We start from the raw sequence: 18,304 nt of genomic DNA on the forward strand, positions 1-18,304 counted from the left end.
ATAATAGACAATCAGTTGGCATTTAGTTCGGTATTTGTAAGGTAAGTATGGCCATCATCAGTATTATATTTTCCGTTAATTTTTATGGTGGTATTAGGTTTTGTATTAACCCGAGTGGGTTTCTTTAATAAAGAACACATTGCCGGGATCAGCAAATTTACTTTTTATGTCAGTATTCCTGCATTTTTATTTATCAATATGCTGGCAGCACCATTAGCGCAAAGCATTGACCCATTTGCATTGCTGGCTTTTTATTTACCAGTGTTGTTAGTGTTTGCTATAGGTTACCGAATTAATCGACACTTTAGTCCAATAGCGCTGCAGGGGCATGATGCCAGTGCGGTATTCGCGTTGGGCGCCAGTTATTCCAATACGGTATTGGTAGGTTTACCCATTATTATCGCGGCATTAGGCCCAGCAATGATAGGGCAGGTATTTATGATCATTACTTTTCATAGCGCCACCTTGTTTGCTCTGACTTTTATCTTAGCGGCACGAGCGCAGCCTCAGGGTTTCTCGTGGCGACGGTTTGCTCGCTCTATGGCACTTAATCCGGTAGTAATGAGTATAGGGCTAGGCATTTTGGCGAATGCATTAAGTATTAACTTGGGACCACAATTAGATGATGGTTTAGCGCTATTAGCTAAGCCAGCTTTGGCGTGTGCATTGTTTGTGCTAGGTGCTAATTTAAGTTTTTATCGCGTAGGTGAACATTGGCGTTTAGCCTTAATGGCAAGTAGCTTAAAAATTATTTTATTGCCAGCGTTAGTGTATGTGATGGCGCATTTTGTGTTTGAGCTAGCAGCTTCAAGCACCGCGATGTTGGTGTTACTCAGTGCCTCTCCTCTTGGCATCAACGCTTATCTTATTGCCACAGAGCTTAAGCAACATGAATCAACTTTAGGTAGCACAGTGGTATTATCGACCTTGTTATCTGTGTTTAGTTTTAGCCTATGGCTGACATTGTTGCTTTAACTAAATTTTTAATCTTATGACAAATATTAACCAATAAAAAACCAGCAAATTTGCTGGTTTGTTTGTTGCTCACATACTGACTATTCGTCAGCGTGATCACAAGTATCATTGGTGCAATGGCCATAAAGGTACAAGCTATGGTGAGTCAGCTTGATGTTATGACGCATGGCGATTTCATCTTGGCGACGTTCAATTACGTCGTCAGTAAACTCAATCACTTTATCACAGGTTAAACACACTAAATGATCATGGTGTTGTTGAGTCGACATTTCAAACACCGCTTTACCACTTTCAAAATGATGACGATTTAGAATGCCCGCATCATCGAACTGGTTTAATACTCTGTATACAGTAGCGAGACCAATTTCCTCGCCTATTTCGAGTAACTTTTTATATAAGTCTTCTGCACTGATATGCTGGTTGTCTGGGGATTGCATCAGTTCTAGAATTTTAACTCGCGGCAGAGTTATTTTTAATCCGGCTTTTTTGAGTGCTTGATTTCCATCTGTCATTGCTAATCTCTTGATTGCAGAACCAATCGGTTCATCGGTGGATATTCTAATCATTATATGTCTTGAGTCTAAAAACATAAACCTCTTAAGCTGCTTTATCAACCTATATAGAGGATATTTAGTAAAACAGTCACTTAAGCTGATATTATTTGTTAAGGATCTCTCAATAAGCTTACTTATACTAAGGGATTATTGTACCTATTCGGATATCCGATATTATTATCAAATCTATAACATGAATTTTATGTGAATTTTTAGACCGTGTAGTGACAACATTTTGTAACCTGAGTACGTATTTTTGATATGGTATTAAAAGTCATTACATTTTATTTTACATCATCACAATAAAGGACAAACAATGTACCGGCAAATTGTAGTGCTGACCGGCGCAGGTATTTCAGCTGAGTCGGGTATGAGCACGTTTAGAGATCAGCATGGTTTATGGGAACAGCATCATATTGAAGATGTTGCCACTCCTGAAGGCTATGCAAGAGATATCGAGTTAGTGGAGCGTTTTTATAATAGCCGCTGGCAACAATTACACAGTGATGATGTCATTCCAAATGCAGCACATTTAGCACTCGCTAAACTTGAAATAGAATTTACGGGTGAATTGCTAGTGATAACCCAAAATGTTGATGATTTACACGAGCGGGCAGGGTCTAAACGATTACTGCATATGCACGGCGAATTAGCAAAAGGTCGATGCCCACAATCATTACAAACCTTTGTATTACGTGAACCTTTTGGTGCTGAAAACTGTTGCACTTGTTGTATCCCGGGAAAACGCTTGCGGCCACATATTGTGTGGTTTGGGGAAATGCCTTTTGGTATGGACAGAATCCACGACGCTTTAGACCACTGTGACTTATTTATTGCGATTGGCACATCTGGTACGGTTTATCCCGCGGCAGGCTTTGTCGATAGTGCGAATCACCACGGTGCTCAAACTGTGGAGGTTAACCTTGATCCTGCAGACCGTCATAGTCAGTTTCAATATCATTTTACCGGAAAAGCGGGTGATATTTTACCTAAGTTAGTTGATGATATTTTAGCGGGTAAGGTGGTTGGAAGTGAGTGAAACGTTAGTTGATAGAGCGGTAAATGACGTGATGCCGCCAAAGCTGGCGATTATAATGCGTGGCTTACCTGGCAGTGGTAAGTCTTATTGGGTTGAACAATTTATTATTTCTCAAGGCATTGAGCAGGCGATTCATATCCGACAGCATGGTCTATTCTCTACAGACCGCTATTTTTATCAACAGGGACAATATCGCTTTAATCCGCAAAAAATTGGCCAATATCATCAGGCTAATTTAACGGCTTTTATTCAGGCGTTGGCGCGAAATGAACCAATAGTTATTTGTGATAATACTAATATCGCGAAATGGGAATTTATGGCTTATGACGCAGCAGCAAAAGCGTTAGGCTATCAAGTTAAAGTGGTATTAGTAGGGAATCCAGATGATGACCAACATCAACAGCTTTGTGCACAACGAAATCAACATCACGTTTCATTAGTGCATATTCAAAAAATGGCGCAGTTGTTTGAAGAGTAATAGTTTGCAAACTCATTGTTTAAATAATGGTGACTGTATTTAAGTTGTGTGGCCATATTTTAGGCCAGAACTATAAAAATAAAGAAGGCGCATAAAGCGCCTTCTTTGTATTGAGTCCGCGAATAATTATTTAGCAGCAACAGGTGTCGTTAGGTCGATGCTATAAATCGCAAAGCCTGCGACAACATCAGCTGTTGTAGGTAACTTCACCATTTTACGTTGTTGATTATCAGCAACAAACTTGTCAGCAACATCGCTATCTTGAGTTTCAAAACGAATGTCTAATGCAACAGTCGCATTATCAATAGTTTTAAAATCCCAGTTGTAATCAGCTGATGGATCGACCATAGCATCATATCCGCCAGTTGCATTTGGTTGTGATTGCTCAGTAATATAAGCTGATAATGCATCACGGTTGGTATCTGGCAGTTCTAGCACTACGTGGTCAGAACCGGTACCCGCAAATGAACCACCAAATGCACGGTAGTTATTTGATGCCACTACAAATGACATAGCGGCTAAATCATCACCCGTAATAACCGTACCATCGGCAGCAGTGTAAGCTAAGTCAACAATACGGTTAGCACCGGCGTTAACAACTTCACAGCTACGGTCAAACTTAGTTGGTTGAGTTACATCTATTTTGTAAGTTAGGCCATCAATAACGTCGAAGTTATAGGTTGGGTGGCCTGCGCGATTAATTAAATTTTGTGGGGCACTGATGGTTGGATCAATTTGATTAAACTGGTTGGCAGAACATTCTAACCAATCTTTTAATTCCGCACCGGTGGCTTTAACTGCAACCATAGTATTTGGATAAAGGTATAAGTCAGCTGCGTTTTTATACGAAAGGTCGCCAGCATCAACTTGTACATATTGGCTTGCATCTCCTTCAGCATAACGTCCACCGGCTTTAAATGGTGCCGATGCTGACAAGATTGGCAAATCTTTTAAATCATCAGTAATTAATGTTTTAACACGCGCTATTTGAGCATTAGATACAATCTGAACCGTTGGATCATCTTGAACTAACGTTAAGAAGCTGTACATGTTAGCGGCAGCAACCCCAATAGGTTGGCTAACATATTCGATAGTACCATTGTGTTCAATTTCAATTGCATCACGTAAGCTCGCTTCACCTTCAACCAATGCTACTTTATTAGCATTGTCGTAAATTGGGCGTGCTTTAGCCGTTGATTCTTCATGAATTACGGTCCATTTTCCTTCTACTTGGCGTACAACTAAGTCAACCACACCTAAGTTATCACCCCAACGACCAGGCATTACAGCTGGAATGCCGTTTAATAGCCCTTTTTCTACGTCGGTGTTCGGTAAATCGCTATAGCTTGCTGCTGGGAAAACTGAGTGGCTGTGGCCAAAGAATATTGCATCAATACCATCAACATTGGTGAGTGCATAAGTGGCGTTTTCTGCCCATGGATCGCCAGGGTTTTCACTTGAACCAATACCAGAATGCGGAATGGCTAAAATAATATCAGCACCTTCAGCTTTCATTTGCGGAATAAACTTATTAGCCGCTTGAACAATGCCTAAGACTTCAACTTTACCGTCTAAGTTAGCTTTATCCCATTGTAAAACCTGTGGTGGTACAAAACCGATATAACCGATTTTGATTGTGTGTTCATTACCGTCAACATCGATAACAACTTTGTCTTTAATGATATACGGTGTGAACATGTTTTCATTAAATAGCACATCACCCCAGCAACCATCTTTATCAGCACAAATTACGTTCGAGTTAATGTAAGGGAAATTTGCACCCGATATTGATTGCTCAAGAAATGTTAAGCCATAATTAAATTCATGGTTACCAATATTACCTACTTCATAATCTAGTGTATTCATTGCTTTGTACACTGGGTGTGTGTCGGTTAACATGTTGCTGTCAGTTTTGAATTTATTGGCAATGTAATCCCCCATAGGGCTACCTTGCAATAAATCACCGTTATCTAATAAAACTGAGTTAGTGACTTCGGCGCGTGCTGCATTGATTAAACTTGCTGTACGTACCAGACCAATGGTCTTATCATCTTTCCCTGAGTAATAGTTGTAATCCATCATATTAGTATGAAGATCAGTCGTTTCCATTACACGTAACTTGATATCTGCAGTAACAGTACTTGTTTGATCGTCATTATCAGAGCCGCAACCGCCGAGTCCCAGTGCGCCAGCGATAACAACGGCAAGAAGTGTTTTATTTAACATATTTTACTCTCTATATTTATTTGACCCCGAGGCGTATTTTTTGTTTTTGCCTCTTACGTAGTGTTAACGTTCCTTAACTATTTTGATAATAAAATGAAAACACCGCGGTGATTATAAGCATAAGATATGAATAAATTGTGATGGAACGCTGAATTAATATGATTAACGAGTGCGTTCGCGCAATTAATAGCCATAAAAAGTGATAAAAAGCTGACTGGCTATCATTGTATTTTATATTAATTTGTCGGTTTACTTAATAAAGACTGAGACTGAGACTGAGACTGAGACTGGTACTATTAACTTATTTCATGGTTTACTATGAATAACACTTATGTCACTAAATATATAAATTCTGCTTATTTAGACTAAATAGTCATTATAAATGTAATAATATTCACTGTGCTGGTTAAAATTAACACGATCAAAACCATAACGGGTATGGTTAATAATAGAATTAAAATCTTAATATATTAAGGTTTATCCTTTAATTAACCTTTGCTAGGTAACAGCGTTTTAATACTTGCATCTTTACCTTTTAGTTATCTGTACCATTTCATCGGTACATGATCTGTTAAATTAAAAAATATGTATTTGACGCGAGTGAAATTCATATGATTATTCTATTGCTTCAATCATATGGCAAGGCAGATATTTAACGATTATCAATGCGAGTACTAACTCTCTGGTATAACTCATCAATCGTAGTCTCAATGGCCTGAATATCATATTGCTGGCAATATTTATTAGTTTATGGATATCAGCAAAGTACCATAAACATTAATAAACGGATTGTTGATATGTTTTGGTGCTATTTTGTTGCTATTAACTTAGTCGGCTCAATGTTTTATTGATGAGTTAGCAACAAAAAACCGAGCAATCGTGGTAATTGCTCGGTTTGTTTTTTGGTTACTGTCAAAACCATCGCTGGTTATGTTTCTACTCTATTTGGTGGGTATTAATCACAGTTTCATTATTATTTATGGCTTAATAATGATTTTTACTGTGGCATCAACGTCTGCTTCATCAATGTAGCCAATGGCATTTGGATTGCTTGCAATTGCTGATTTCATCGCACTTGCACCAGAAACCGCAGGAGGTGGAGTACCTTTACCTGTGAAGACTTGCTTAGACCAAAATGCTTTCAGTTGAGCATCTGACTTACCGGTAACAGCTTGATGAAACTCACTGCGAATAGGATTACCTTCTTCTAATTCGTAAACGACGACTGAAGAATCACCTTTTCCTAAAAAAGCTTTTTTTACATCATTAATTGAAATATCTGCAGCAGCAGGATTGCCAATAATCACTACAGCAGCATTAGCTGAGGTAACGGCAGTTAAACTTAGTGCTAAAATTGTTAATAATTTTTTCATTATCATACCCCTTAAAATACTGCGTCGAATTTAACGGTGTAAATCAAGGTGTCATCGTAAGTGAATTTACCTGTTGACGTGTCCAAGTTGTTGCCTAAGAATCCACCTGAAGTGTCACCAAAATCATCGGCGTAGGTGACATCAAATTTAATCGCAACGTTATCAATTGCATCCCATCGCAAACCAATACTGTAAGCCATACGTTCAGCATTAAAGGCGACCATCTGAATTGCAGCCGCTGTAGATAAAGGTAGACGTTCATCATTATCTTGAGTTTTCGTATAAGCAACAGTAGCGTAAGGCGTAAATTCCTTAATACGATAGCCTAATGTTAAGTAACCAGAATCAATATCAGGGTAAGCGTTATCAATTTCTGAACGAGTCCATTCTGTTATCGCAATGACTTCACCATTGTCGTAACTTGCACCCACTCCGACGAAAGAACCTTTATCATCATCAAGTTCTAATACCGTATAGTTCGCTTGGGTGTTCACTCCAGGCGCTAATGTTACGTCAACTTCATTAACAATAGGTCCGTCTAGTTGTGCTTGAGCGTATACGGCACGTAAAGTCCATATTTCGTCAGTCCAGCTCAGGTTAGCACCCATAAGGTTACTGAGTTCAACCGCTGAATTTTTAACATCTGACTCACCACCAAAGGCTTGCATTGTTAAGGTTGAGTCATCATATTCAACATCGTATGACACGCCAGCGCCTGTGTAAGACGAAAACGGAATAGCGCCGTATACTTCTTGTGGTGGACGAGCAAATGGCTGTGCGTAGCCAACATCTAAGTAATCAGAGTACATGAATAAAGGGACTCGCAGTTTACCACCACGAATCTTGACGCCGTTTTCAAAGCGATGAGATAAATAGGCCCATTCTGCTTCAACTTCCCAGTCGTATTTACCGCGCATCATTAACTGTAATACTGCTTGAGTATTATCAGAAATGTTAAAGGTACCTTGTAGCCCTAATTTACTGTCTTCGTTAAAATCAGCACTTGAATCTGCATTATTATAACCAGCATCATTGTCAGAGCTGATATAGGCTCCACTAATAAAGCCGTTAAATTTTACTTTGTCAGTTAGGCTAGCATTTTGTTGTTTTTGCAGCGTTTGAACTTGCTGCTCTAACTTAGCTATTTTTGCATCAGCAGCTTCATCTGCTGTTGCTAGGTTAGGTATCATTGCCATTGATATTGCAACAGATAATACTTTTAAATTAAACTGCATGGTGTTACTCCTTGATCATCACTCAATATGCCTTTAGGGCTTATATTTTTGGTTTTCTGCTACTGCATTTACAATCAATCTCACACCTTAAATTGGTTAGTAATTGATTGTAGTCTTTCACTTATATTTTGAATATCAACACTGATCCCTCCCATATCAGCCGTCGTTACCCTGACTTTCTGTGAACCGGCTTCCATTTCAGCTACATATTGCTGAATCAACACCGAAGTTGTATGTTGTTCTTCGGTGGCAGCCGCAATTTGGTCATTAACCTCTGATATTGCACTCACTTTACCTGTGATACGTTGTAAGGCTTCACCGGCTAAAGAGGTTGATTTAACCCCTATTGCTGCAGTGTTGATACCACGAGCCATCGCGTCAACGGCTTGTTTAGACGTGGAGCGTAATTCTTGTAGCACTTGTTGGATTTCTTGGGTCGAGGTTTGTGTTCTAGAGGCCAATGTTCTGACTTCATCTGCAACTACCGCAAACCCGCGCCCATGTTCACCAGCACGCGCGGCTTCAATCGCAGCGTTAAGTGCTAGTAAATTAGTCTGATCTGCAATACTTCTTATCGTGTCTAATATGTCATTAACATTATGGGTATATGCGTCCAATTGATTAACGACAACCGCAGTTTGCTGTACTTCTTCAGCCAAGGTATTAATGGTAATAACAGCATCGTTAACAATAACAACGCCTTGTTTTGCCTCAGTGTTGGCATTCTCAGCATCAAGCGCTGCGCTTGATGCGTATTCAGCAATATGAGTGACACTGACAAACATTTCTTTCATGGCTTGTGATATCTGCTCAATGGACTCATTTTGTTGCTGTACATTGAGTTCACTGTATTGACTACCACTGAGTAACGTTGCTGCAACTTCAGTTAAATTTTCAGTGGTATTCTTTGTATCGGCAATAGACGATTGAAGTTTAGACACAAATTGATTAAACCAATAAACAAGCTGTGCTATTTCATCTTTGCCTGCATACTGAATCCGTGATCGTAGATCGCCTTCACCTTGGGATATGTTACGAAGTGACTGGGTTACATTGTCGATAGTACTAATAATTGATTTATTAACTAAGACTCCTACTACAATCATGACGACTGTAGCCGCAATACCAATGAGCATTAGACTATTTTCTGCACGTTCAGTACTGGCTATGGTTAATTGGATCCGTTGCTCAAACTCTGTTGAATAATCTTTCTTCTTGGCCGCAAATTGTTTAACTAAAGTTTGATATCGCTTGGCATTATCTGTCGCTTGAGTTTGAATTTTACTAAAGTCAACATCATCCTTTATAAACTCGGCAGCAAGGCTTCTAGCATTTTCATGATAAAGGGTAATGTCACGAATCAATTGTTGTGTATTTATTTCTTCAGCTGGAAGTAAAATGGCTAACTCATTTAAATTATCCGTAATTTGCTTCACCATCGTTTTAGCTATGTCTAAGCTGTCTTCTTCGCCTGTGGTTATTGCTGACTGAATAGTTTGATCTAATTGCAGTAACAACCCTTGATTTATGGTTGCTAGATTAAGTGCGGGATAAAGTTGGTTTTGAAGTCCGTTTAACCGTTGTGCATTGTTTTCACCAGTTTGATTGTTAATAATTAAAGAAATCACAAACGACAAAATGGCGACAACAGTAAGTAGGGTAATTCTGTGCTTAATTTTTAAATTTGTCAGCAGCATATAACCTTATGTAATCAATTTATTTAACATGGTTACAATAATATCACTTTAAATAATGGGATAAAATCACTAACAAAAGCTAAAGCTTAATAAACAATCACATTGCGATGTTAGTATTGTTCAACTCGTTGGAAATACAATATTGATTTTGTTTTAATATAATAAAAATATTATTTACCCCGAATAGGGTGTTAATTTAACATTATGATTATAAACAAGTTTTATTGGCGATGAATATGTTATTTTTTGTGAGTTAATATAGTTTATGTTTGATTTAACATATTTTAATTGTGAACCATCAAGATGAACTTTTTATGTATTCGAAATGATTTCGAATTAGGTAAGTACCGCTAGCGTGAGAACGATATCGTTAATGATTTTTGTTACTTTATTATCAATGATAGCGGCTTTAGATTATGTAAAGCCGCTATTGCTTTAAGGATAATGGTTAATGGTATTAATAGCCGATGGCGGCAGAACCCGCGCGTCTTGGATCTGAAGCGCCAAAAAGACCTTGCTCTGTCATCATTATCGATTGAGTACTGCCAATCGACTCTTGCACTTTCACTTTGTGACCTTTGGCTTCAAGTAATGAAATAGTATCGCGATTCAATGTATGTTCCACCCAAATAAAATCAGGTAACCATTGGTGATGCATACGTGCAGCAGCAGTTGCTTCGGCAATGTTTAAGTTATGATCTATTACATTCATGATCATTTGCAGCGTAATATTAATAATCCGCGAGCCACCAGGGCTGCCGGTAACAATGAAAGGTTTGCCATCTTTCATTACCATGGTTGGACTCATGGAGCTAAGAGGGCGCTTATTTCCTTGCACTGCATTTGCTTCCCCACCAATTAAGCCGTAACCATTAGGGGTACCTGGTTTAACCGAAAAGTCATCCATTTCATTGTTTAATAAAATCCCAGTGCCTTTAGCGACTAAGCCTGAACCATAACTGAAGTTAAGGGTATAGGTGTTAGCAACAGCATTGCCCCATTTATCGATAACCGAGAAGTGGGTAGTTTGATCGCTCTCATATGGTGCTAGTTTCCCCGGCTTAATTTCGCTGCTAGGGGTGGTTTTATTGATGGCGATTTTACTGGCAATCTCTTTTGCGTATCCTTTGCTAGTCAATTGTTTTACAGGAACAGTAACAAAATCTGGGTCGCCTAAATACTCACTACGATCAGCATAGGCATATTTCATGGTTTCGGCCATAAGATGCAAAGTGTTTGCGCTATTGTGGCCTAATTTATCAATGGGGAATTGCTCGAGTACATTGAGCATTTCGATAATATGAATACCCCCTGAAGATGGCGGCGGCATAGATACCACTTCGTAGCCTCGATAATTACCTCGAACCGGTTCGCGCTCAACAACTTTGTAGTTAGCTAAATCAGTTAAACTCATTACCCCGCCAGCATTTTGGACCGCAGAGACAATTTTTTCAGCCGTTTCACCTTGATAAAACCCTTTACTACCTTTCTGGGCAATCAACGATAAAGACTGTGCTAACTCAGGTTGTTTGAGCAATTCATTGACTTGATAATTACTGCCGTCGGCATGGTAGAAAATTGCTGCTGAACTTGGCCATTGGGTAATACGAGATTTAAGGCCCGCTAATGAGTTTGATAGATCTGAAGTAACAACTATACCGTCTTTGGCGAGCTTAATCGCAGGCTTGATCACTTGCGCCATTTTCATGGTGCCATATTGTTTTAAGGCCAGTTCCATCCCCATAACGGTTCCAGGTACGCCCACAGCTAGTCCATGCTCACGACTGAGTTTGTCAACTGCATTGCCTTGTTCATCAAGGAAGATATCTTTGTGCGCTTTAGCAGGGGCTGTTTCACGGTAATCGATAGCAATGGTTTTATTTTGCTCGGCTAAATGCACTAGCATAAAACCACCACCACCAATATTACCCGCGCGAGGTAAGGTTACTGCAAGTGCATATGCCACTGCTACGGCCGCATCGACCGCGTTGCCACCTTGTTTTAAAATATCAACACCAATTTGGCTAGCTATGGCTTCTTGGCTTGAAACCATGCCATGCTTAGCATAGATTGGCTGAGCCGTTGCCATTTCACTGAAGATTGAAGCTTCATTTGCTTGGCTGTCAGCAATATGAAGCGCAGGATAACAAAGTGTGAGTGTTAATGCGGTGCTCAAAAAAAGCGGTGTTAATTTAGGGAATCGTGTCACGATCAATCCTTGGTGTGTATTGAGAAGATACTGTGATAGAACATGCCACATGATAGCAATAATTGGTATGAGTTTTAGCGGTTGAGTGTTATTTATTATAGGGTAGGTGTGGGTGGAACAAACACAAACGCGAGTTTATCAATATAAATTTGTTAATAGTATTAGCAATATAGATTCTTCAGTATGGAATATCTTTTTTGGATCATCTCATCCTTTTACCCGGCATGAATATTTATCCGCTCTGGAAATGAGTCGCTGTGTTAGTGCTGAAACGGGTTGGACGCCGATGCACCTTATGGTGATGGATGGCGATAATATTATTGCATTGATGCCCTTGTACCTTAAAAGTCATTCTTGGGGGGAATATGTGTTTGATTGGGCATGGGCAGAAGCTTATGAGCGTCACAATATAGGCTATTACCCTAAGCTTGTGGGCAGTATACCTTTTACTCCTACAACTGGGCGACGTATTGGTATTGACCCAAGGTTACCAAAACACGATCAACAGCCCTTGATTGACGGTATTCAAACCTATCTGTCACAAACTGTCATTAAAAAGGGTTGGTCATCTTGGCATTGTTTATTTACCAATACCGAGCAACATCTACAGTTTGCACAAGCAGGGGTAATGGAGCGTGTTGGTTGTCAGTTTCATTGGCACAACCAAAATTATGCTGATTTTAATGACTTTCTGAGTACATTAACGTCACGTAAACGCAAAAACATCACTAAAGAACGAATTTCTGCAAGGCAACAGCTACAATTCCGATTTATCGATGGCGATAAGGCGAGTGCAGAGCAATGGCAGGATTTTGTGCGTTGTTATCAAAATACTTATTTAAAGCGTTCGGGTCATAAAGGGTACTTGTCGGCAGCATTCTTTGAGCAGATAGCAGCAACAATGGGCTCAATGATCCGATTATTATTGATTGAAAATAGTGACGCACAATTAGTGGCATCAGCATTATATTTTGTGTCAGACACGCATTTATATGGTCGTTATTGGGGGGCGTTAACAGAATGCGACTATGTCCATTTTGAAGCATGTTATTACCAAGGTATTGAGTACGCTATCGCTAATCAATTATTAGTTTTTGATGCAGGAGCACAAGGCGAACATAAAGTGGCTCGAGGTTTTCGTCCTGTGAAAACCACCTCAAGCCATTTTGTTGCTCATGAAGGTTTTAATGATGCCATCGGTGCTTTTTGTCAACAAGAGCAAGCTCATATCGACATTTATATACAGCAAATGTGCGAACAACTGCCGTATAAATCGATTGAAAATACATAAAATAATATGAGGTTAATTACTCATCAAATGTGCTTTCTGGGTTAGCCTAGCGCTAGCCAAATACCAACCAGTATCATTAAACTTCCGGCGATACGATTCATCCAGCGGATATTATCGCCTCGACTTAAAAATAATCGTAAACTCTTACCGCCGCTGGCATAAGCCAGCATCGACACACTTTCGGTGACCATTATAATACTAAGCAAAACGGCGAGTTGTGGCCCAACGGCATTATCAACATTAATAAACGGCGGTAATAGCGAAATCATAAAAGCCCAACCTTTAGGGTTGGCAATCGCGGTAATAAATCCTTGGCTGATTAAGCTCATGCGACTGGCTTTAACTTCAATACCAGTGATGATGGCCATTTTGCCTTTAGCACGCCACATATTAATGCCAATGTAGCCAAGGTAAGCGCCACCCACCCACTTAAGAATATCGAACACCTGTGGGTAATTTAGCATGATGCTAGCAACCCCAAGTACTGCTGCAATGGCGACCAACGCCACGCCCACTAATTCACCTAACATCATCCATAAGGTTCTGCGTACACCAATACTCATGCCGAGTGTCATGGCTAAAGTCATGCACATACCGGGGGTGATAGACACAAAAAAGAACGTTGGAATAAACACAGCGAGTACGGCGTAATCTGGCATTAGAAAGGTCTTTGATTAGAATGTAGATGGCAGAGTGTAAAGGCCTAAAATGATAAAAACCAGCAATTTGCTGGTTTTTATGTATCACTTCGTGTCTATAAAATTACAGCACGCCGCGTTTCATTTGATCGCGTTCAATCGATTCAAACAACGCGGTAAAGTTACCTTCGCCAAAGCCAAGGTTATTTTTACGTTGAATGATTTCAATGAAGATAGGCCCAAATAGATTTTTGGTGAAAATTTGCAATAAATAACCGTCATCATCGCCATCAACCAAAATCTGGTGATGCTTGATACGGTCGTGATCTTCGGTCACTTGTGGCAACTTCTCGAAAATGGTGTCGTAATATTCAGGAATAATATCCAGTGTTTTGATTGAGGTGCCTTCCATAGCATCGAGTGAGGCCACAATGTCACGACTTCTGAATGCCAGATGTTGAACACCTGGGCCATTGTATTCACCTAAGTATTCATCAATCTGATTTTTGTTATTACCTTTACCTTCGTTAATCGGGATGCAGAAACTGCCGTCTGGAGAGCGTAGCGCATAAGATACCAAAGCAGTTTGAGCGCCGCTGATATCGAAATAACGCACTTCGGTAAAACCAAAAATGTCTTTATAAAAGTTAGCCCATTTTTCCATGGTGCCTTTGTAGACATTATTGGTTAAATGGTCGACTTCCATAAAGCCTTTCTCAGGCGTTACGATAGGCTGTTCTAAATCGACAAAGTCAGTTTGATAAATATTGTTTTGTTCACCAAAAGTGTCAATAAAATAAATCAGACTGTCGCCGATACCGTAAATAGCTGGGTAGGGCATGTCTTTATTGGCATCATCGGCTGGTTTTGCACCACGGGCAACGGCTTCTGTAAATGCAAACTGTGCATCTTCTACACGCCAACCCATTGAACAAATAGCCGGACCATGAGATTTGGCGAATTCTGCAGAAAAGCCTGCACGGCCTTTATTCAATAGAAAGTTAATGTCATTTTGTTTGTAGTAAACAATGTCATTATTTTTGGTTTTTTTTAACATCGAAAAACCAAAATCAATGAATACTTGGTGCATGTATTCTGTATCTGGGCTAGCAAATTCGGTGAATTCAATGCCTAAAAGGCCCAGTGGATTTAGTTCGCTTGCCATTTTGTTTTCCTTTATTTTATGTCAACACGCAATCACTCTTTGGTGACTTGGGTTAGCTATAAATGTGGTCTTAGTTTTCTAACCAAGAGCGGTTGTAATCATCACTCATGCAATTTTTGACATGAGCGGTTAAATTCAGTGGGGCGAAGGTATCAACCATCACCGCATATTCGTATGTTTCGGTTTTGCCGATAGAGGCTTCTGTGCGACCAGGTTGAGGCCCATGCGGCACACCTTTTTGGTGTAACGTCATATAGCCCGCTTCAATGCCTGTACGGCTCATAAAGTCACCATCGACGTAATACAAGACTTCATCGCTGTCGATGTTGTTGTGGTAATAAGGTGCTGGTATCGATTTCGGATGAAAATCGTATGGGCGTGGCACAAAGTTACAAATGACAAAATTGTGTGCAGTAAACACTAAATGCTCAGACGGTGGTAAATGAATCTTGCCAACTTTGGGTGCATATTCACTGATGTTAAATGCCCAAGGATAAACGCAACCATCCCAGCCTACTAAGTCAAATGGATGCCATTGCAGTGTCATTTTTTGATAGCGATCACCAAATTTACACATTAACGGAAACGCACCTTTTTCAACCACGGCATCAGCCAAGGTTGGCGTACGAATGTCTCGTTCACAGTAAGGTGCAGATTCAAGCATTTGGCCGTATTCGTTTCTGAAATGCTTTGGCACTTCGACCATTGAGGATGATTCAATAACAAACAAGCGTACATTTTGATAATCGTTAAATTTAAGTTGGTACGTGGTCCCGCGTGGAATAATTAAGTAATCCCATTTATTGGTTTCAATGACACCGTATTCACTCAATAATTGGCCTTCACCCTCGTGAATAAACACCACTTCGTCAGCATAGGCATTTCGATAAAATTCATTGGTGTCTTCAGTCACTTTCGCGGTGTACATGGCGACATCATTATTGAAAAATATTTTATTTCGGGCGCTAAAAAAGTTGCCTTGGCAGTCGGCTTGGCGCGAGTCTAATTTGTAATTTTGAATTAATGAGTCTTGCCATTGTTCACCATGAGATAACGAGTAAGGTTGAACGTCTATCGCTTTGGTTGGCATATTGTGATGATATTTATTGGAGTAGATATTCGAAAAGCCATGGGTTGAAAATAATTCTTCACGGTACAACTCGCCATTGTCTTTTTCGAAGGCAATGTGACGTTTGGTCGGGATCTGACCTTGTTTAACATAGAATGGCATCTGATTGTCCTATGGTGAATCGACTGCGAGTGTCGTGGCGTTTATGTTATTTGTTGTTATGGCCTAATCGCATTGGGCAAACCAATATGTGATCTAACTTACAATTTAGTGGTAAAGATCAACAAAAAAAAGAATAATAAATAACTCAACACAATCTATTTTTTAGATTGTTATGTTAACTTTACATTTGTGTATGGATAACGGGACAGTGGGAATCTTATGCGAATAGATATCGATGCCTTTAATGTACTGCAAGTACTTGTTGAAGAAGGAAGTTTTGCAAAAGCTTCAGAGCGATTACACAAGGCACAATCGGCAGTAAGCTATCAGATTAAAAAACTAGAGCAACATCTCGGCGTGACATTATTTAATCGAGATCATTATCGAGCGGAATTAACACCCGAAGGGAAGGTTATTTTGGCCGAAGGGCAACGGCTGTTACAGCATTTAGCCAATATTGAACATCTTGCCAGTCGCTTTAGTCAGGGTTGGGAGCCCAAACTTGAGTTAGTCATAGACGGTGCTTTACCGATGGAACCGATCATGACCGCGCTTAAGCGCATGTCAGAACACAACATACCGACTAAAGTGCAGCTTAATATGGAGTTTTTAGGCGGGGTACAGCATCGCTTTGAGCGCAACCAGGCCGACTTAATGCTGGTTAAGGATTATCGTACTGGCCCCTCTTATCATCCTAAACCGCTACCTGCTATTACCAGCGTGCTTGTCGCGTCATCACAACATCCATTAAGTCAGCTTAAAGACATTAGTTTGCCTGAATTGCAACAACATGTTGAGTTAACCATCGAAGATTCATCTCCTGGTAAACGTGACCGCGATGAAATGCAATTTGGCGGCGATAAAGTCTTTTATTTGTCAGGCTTTATCATGAAAAAAAATGCTTTACTAAAAGGCCTGGGTTTTGGTTGGATGCCGGATTTTTTAATTGCTGAAGAATTACATCAAGGGCAACTGATCGAGATTGATTTTATTGGTGGTAATCGGTTTAGTTTTACACCGCAATTAGTCTCTACACTTGAACGTCCGCTTGGGCGAGCTGGGCAGTTATTTACCGAGCTTATTTTGCAAGAGTTTGCTCAATATCAATTACAACAACAATCAGGATTGAGCGGTGCGGGTTTAGGTTAACGATGGACACAATTGGCAAACAAATGCAGTGGCAACAGAACGCGGATATTTTATTGAAATGTTGTCATGTTAAATGGATGATCATTTTGTTACCTTAAATCATCCATAAGGAATAATGCCTTAATACTGAATTGGGCAACTGCAAACATTAAATAAATTTTTAAGGAATGAAAATGAGCATGAAAAGTCATGAAGTAGATTATGAAATTATAGGTTCTAGCATGCAGCTGGTTGAAGTTGAATTAGACCCAAATGAGTCTGTTATTGCTGAAGCGGGTGCGATGACTTACCTCGAAGAAGACATTATGTTTGAGGCCAGAATGGGTGATGGCTCTGAACCAGAATCCGGTTTTTTTGGCAAGCTACTTGGTGCAGGTAAACGCGCCATTTCGGGTGAGGGTATTTTTATGACCCACTTTACTAATCAAGGTCAACAAAAACGAAAAGTGGCATTTGCTGCGCCATTTCCTGGCACTATTTTGGCTATAGACTTAGCTCAACATCAAGGCGAACTTATCTGCCAAAAAGACAGCTTTTTAGCGGCAGCCTTAGGCACGCAAGTAAGCATGAAGTTTAATAAGCGATTAGGCACCGGTTTCTTTGGTGGTGAAGGATTTATTCTACAAAGCCTTAAAGGTGATGGCATGGCGTTTGTGCATGCTGGTGGGACACTGATTAAAAAAGAATTACACGGTGAGACATTGCGGGTCGATACCGGTTGTTTAGTTGGATTCACTCCCGGGATTGATTATGACATACAACGTGCAGGCTCATTAAAGTCGATGGTATTTGGTGGTGAAGGTTTGTTCCTTGCAACCTTAAAAGGCCATGGGACTGTGTGGTTACAAAGCTTACCGTTTTCTCGTATGGCTGACAGAATTATTGCTCATGCACCATCAAGTGGTGGCAAAGACCAAGGTGAAGGTTCTGTACTTGGCGGAATAGGGCGAATGATTAACTAATATGGGCATTGCGTGATCTTATCACTGTGCCGTTAGTATTTGAGCTCAGACTATTTATAGCTAATAGTGTTTACGTAGTCTG

15 protein-coding genes are annotated in these 18,304 nt (G+C 40.0%); 6 read left to right on the top strand and 9 right to left on the bottom strand.

The features are described from left to right. Positions 1-84: 84 nt before the first annotated feature. Complete coding sequence (locus AAEY98_RS10300; protein WP_351016779.1) at positions 85-975, top strand: AEC family transporter; 891 nt, start codon at positions 85-87, stop codon at positions 973-975. 80 nt (positions 976-1,055) lie between these two features. Here AAEY98_RS10300 and fur read toward each other — a convergent pair whose 3' ends face one another. Beyond that, positions 1,056-1,487, bottom strand: coding sequence for a ferric iron uptake transcriptional regulator (gene fur / locus AAEY98_RS10305; RefSeq protein WP_101086900.1), 432 nt, complete (start codon positions 1,485-1,487; stop codon positions 1,056-1,058). Between the two features lie 358 nt (positions 1,488-1,845). Between fur and cobB the strand changes: the two genes are divergently transcribed. After that, entirely contained in the window at positions 1,846-2,568 is a 723-nt protein-coding gene (gene cobB, locus AAEY98_RS10310; RefSeq protein ID WP_351016782.1) for a Sir2 family NAD+-dependent deacetylase, read from the top strand. A gap of 31 nt (positions 2,569-2,599) precedes the next feature. Continuing rightward, positions 2,600-3,046, top strand: a complete 447-nt coding sequence (locus AAEY98_RS10315) for an ATP-binding protein (protein ID WP_351016887.1) — start codon at positions 2,600-2,602, stop codon at positions 3,044-3,046. A gap of 126 nt (positions 3,047-3,172) precedes the next feature. Here the strand turns inward: AAEY98_RS10315 and AAEY98_RS10320 are convergent, their stop codons facing one another. The 5 genes from AAEY98_RS10320 to ggt form a co-directional block, all read right to left on the bottom strand. Further along, positions 3,173-5,272: a bifunctional 2',3'-cyclic-nucleotide 2'-phosphodiesterase/3'-nucleotidase gene (locus AAEY98_RS10320; RefSeq protein WP_182743923.1), complete on the bottom strand. Its 2,100-nt coding sequence runs from the start codon at positions 5,270-5,272 to the stop codon at positions 3,173-3,175. Between the two features lie 977 nt (positions 5,273-6,249). Continuing rightward, positions 6,250-6,645 (bottom strand): type 2 periplasmic-binding domain-containing protein, encoded by a 396-nt coding sequence (locus tag AAEY98_RS10325; protein ID WP_182743922.1) that lies wholly within the window; start codon positions 6,643-6,645, stop codon positions 6,250-6,252. A gap of 11 nt (positions 6,646-6,656) precedes the next feature. Continuing rightward, the gene (locus tag AAEY98_RS10330; protein ID WP_162023324.1) at positions 6,657-7,880 is read right to left on the bottom strand and encodes a porin family protein; all 1,224 of its coding nucleotides are present in this window, start codon (positions 7,878-7,880) and stop codon (positions 6,657-6,659) included. Positions 7,881-7,960: 80 nt separating this feature from the next. Further along, a complete protein-coding gene (locus AAEY98_RS10335) occupies positions 7,961-9,577 on the bottom strand; it encodes a methyl-accepting chemotaxis protein (RefSeq protein WP_101086905.1) in 1,617 nt (538 codons plus the stop codon). 457 nt (positions 9,578-10,034) lie between these two features. Beyond that, positions 10,035-11,786 (bottom strand): gamma-glutamyltransferase, encoded by a 1,752-nt coding sequence (gene ggt / locus AAEY98_RS10340; protein WP_502959641.1) that lies wholly within the window; start codon positions 11,784-11,786, stop codon positions 10,035-10,037. 112 nt (positions 11,787-11,898) lie between these two features. Here ggt and AAEY98_RS10345 point away from each other — a divergent pair, with 112 nt between their 5' ends. Continuing rightward, positions 11,899-13,077: a GNAT family N-acetyltransferase gene (locus AAEY98_RS10345; RefSeq protein ID WP_351016785.1), complete on the top strand. Its 1,179-nt coding sequence runs from the start codon at positions 11,899-11,901 to the stop codon at positions 13,075-13,077. A gap of 41 nt (positions 13,078-13,118) precedes the next feature. On the opposite strand, the gene AAEY98_RS10350 is transcribed toward AAEY98_RS10345, so the two are convergent. The 3 genes from AAEY98_RS10350 to AAEY98_RS10360 form a co-directional block, all read right to left on the bottom strand. Next, on the bottom strand, positions 13,119-13,736 hold the full coding sequence (locus tag AAEY98_RS10350) for a LysE family translocator (RefSeq protein WP_101086908.1): 618 nt from the start codon (positions 13,734-13,736) through the stop codon (positions 13,119-13,121). A 103-nt stretch (positions 13,737-13,839) separates the two neighbouring features. Then, on the bottom strand, positions 13,840-14,880 hold the full coding sequence (gene hppD / locus AAEY98_RS10355) for a 4-hydroxyphenylpyruvate dioxygenase (protein WP_162023320.1): 1,041 nt from the start codon (positions 14,878-14,880) through the stop codon (positions 13,840-13,842). Between the two features lie 70 nt (positions 14,881-14,950). Further along, complete coding sequence (locus AAEY98_RS10360) at positions 14,951-16,111, bottom strand: homogentisate 1,2-dioxygenase (RefSeq protein WP_101086910.1); 1,161 nt, start codon at positions 16,109-16,111, stop codon at positions 14,951-14,953. 219 nt (positions 16,112-16,330) lie between these two features. Between AAEY98_RS10360 and AAEY98_RS10365 the strand changes: the two genes are divergently transcribed. Together AAEY98_RS10365 and AAEY98_RS10370 are read left to right on the top strand one after the other, a co-directional pair. Then, complete coding sequence (locus AAEY98_RS10365) at positions 16,331-17,260, top strand: LysR family transcriptional regulator (RefSeq protein WP_351016788.1); 930 nt, start codon at positions 16,331-16,333, stop codon at positions 17,258-17,260. Positions 17,261-17,433: 173 nt separating this feature from the next. Further along, complete coding sequence (locus AAEY98_RS10370) at positions 17,434-18,222, top strand: TIGR00266 family protein (RefSeq protein ID WP_059743964.1); 789 nt, start codon at positions 17,434-17,436, stop codon at positions 18,220-18,222. Positions 18,223-18,304 lie beyond the last annotated feature (82 nt).

The organism is Shewanella sp. AC91-MNA-CIBAN-0169 (assembly GCF_040310165.1).
Lineage (GTDB): Bacteria > Pseudomonadota > Gammaproteobacteria > Enterobacterales > Shewanellaceae > Shewanella.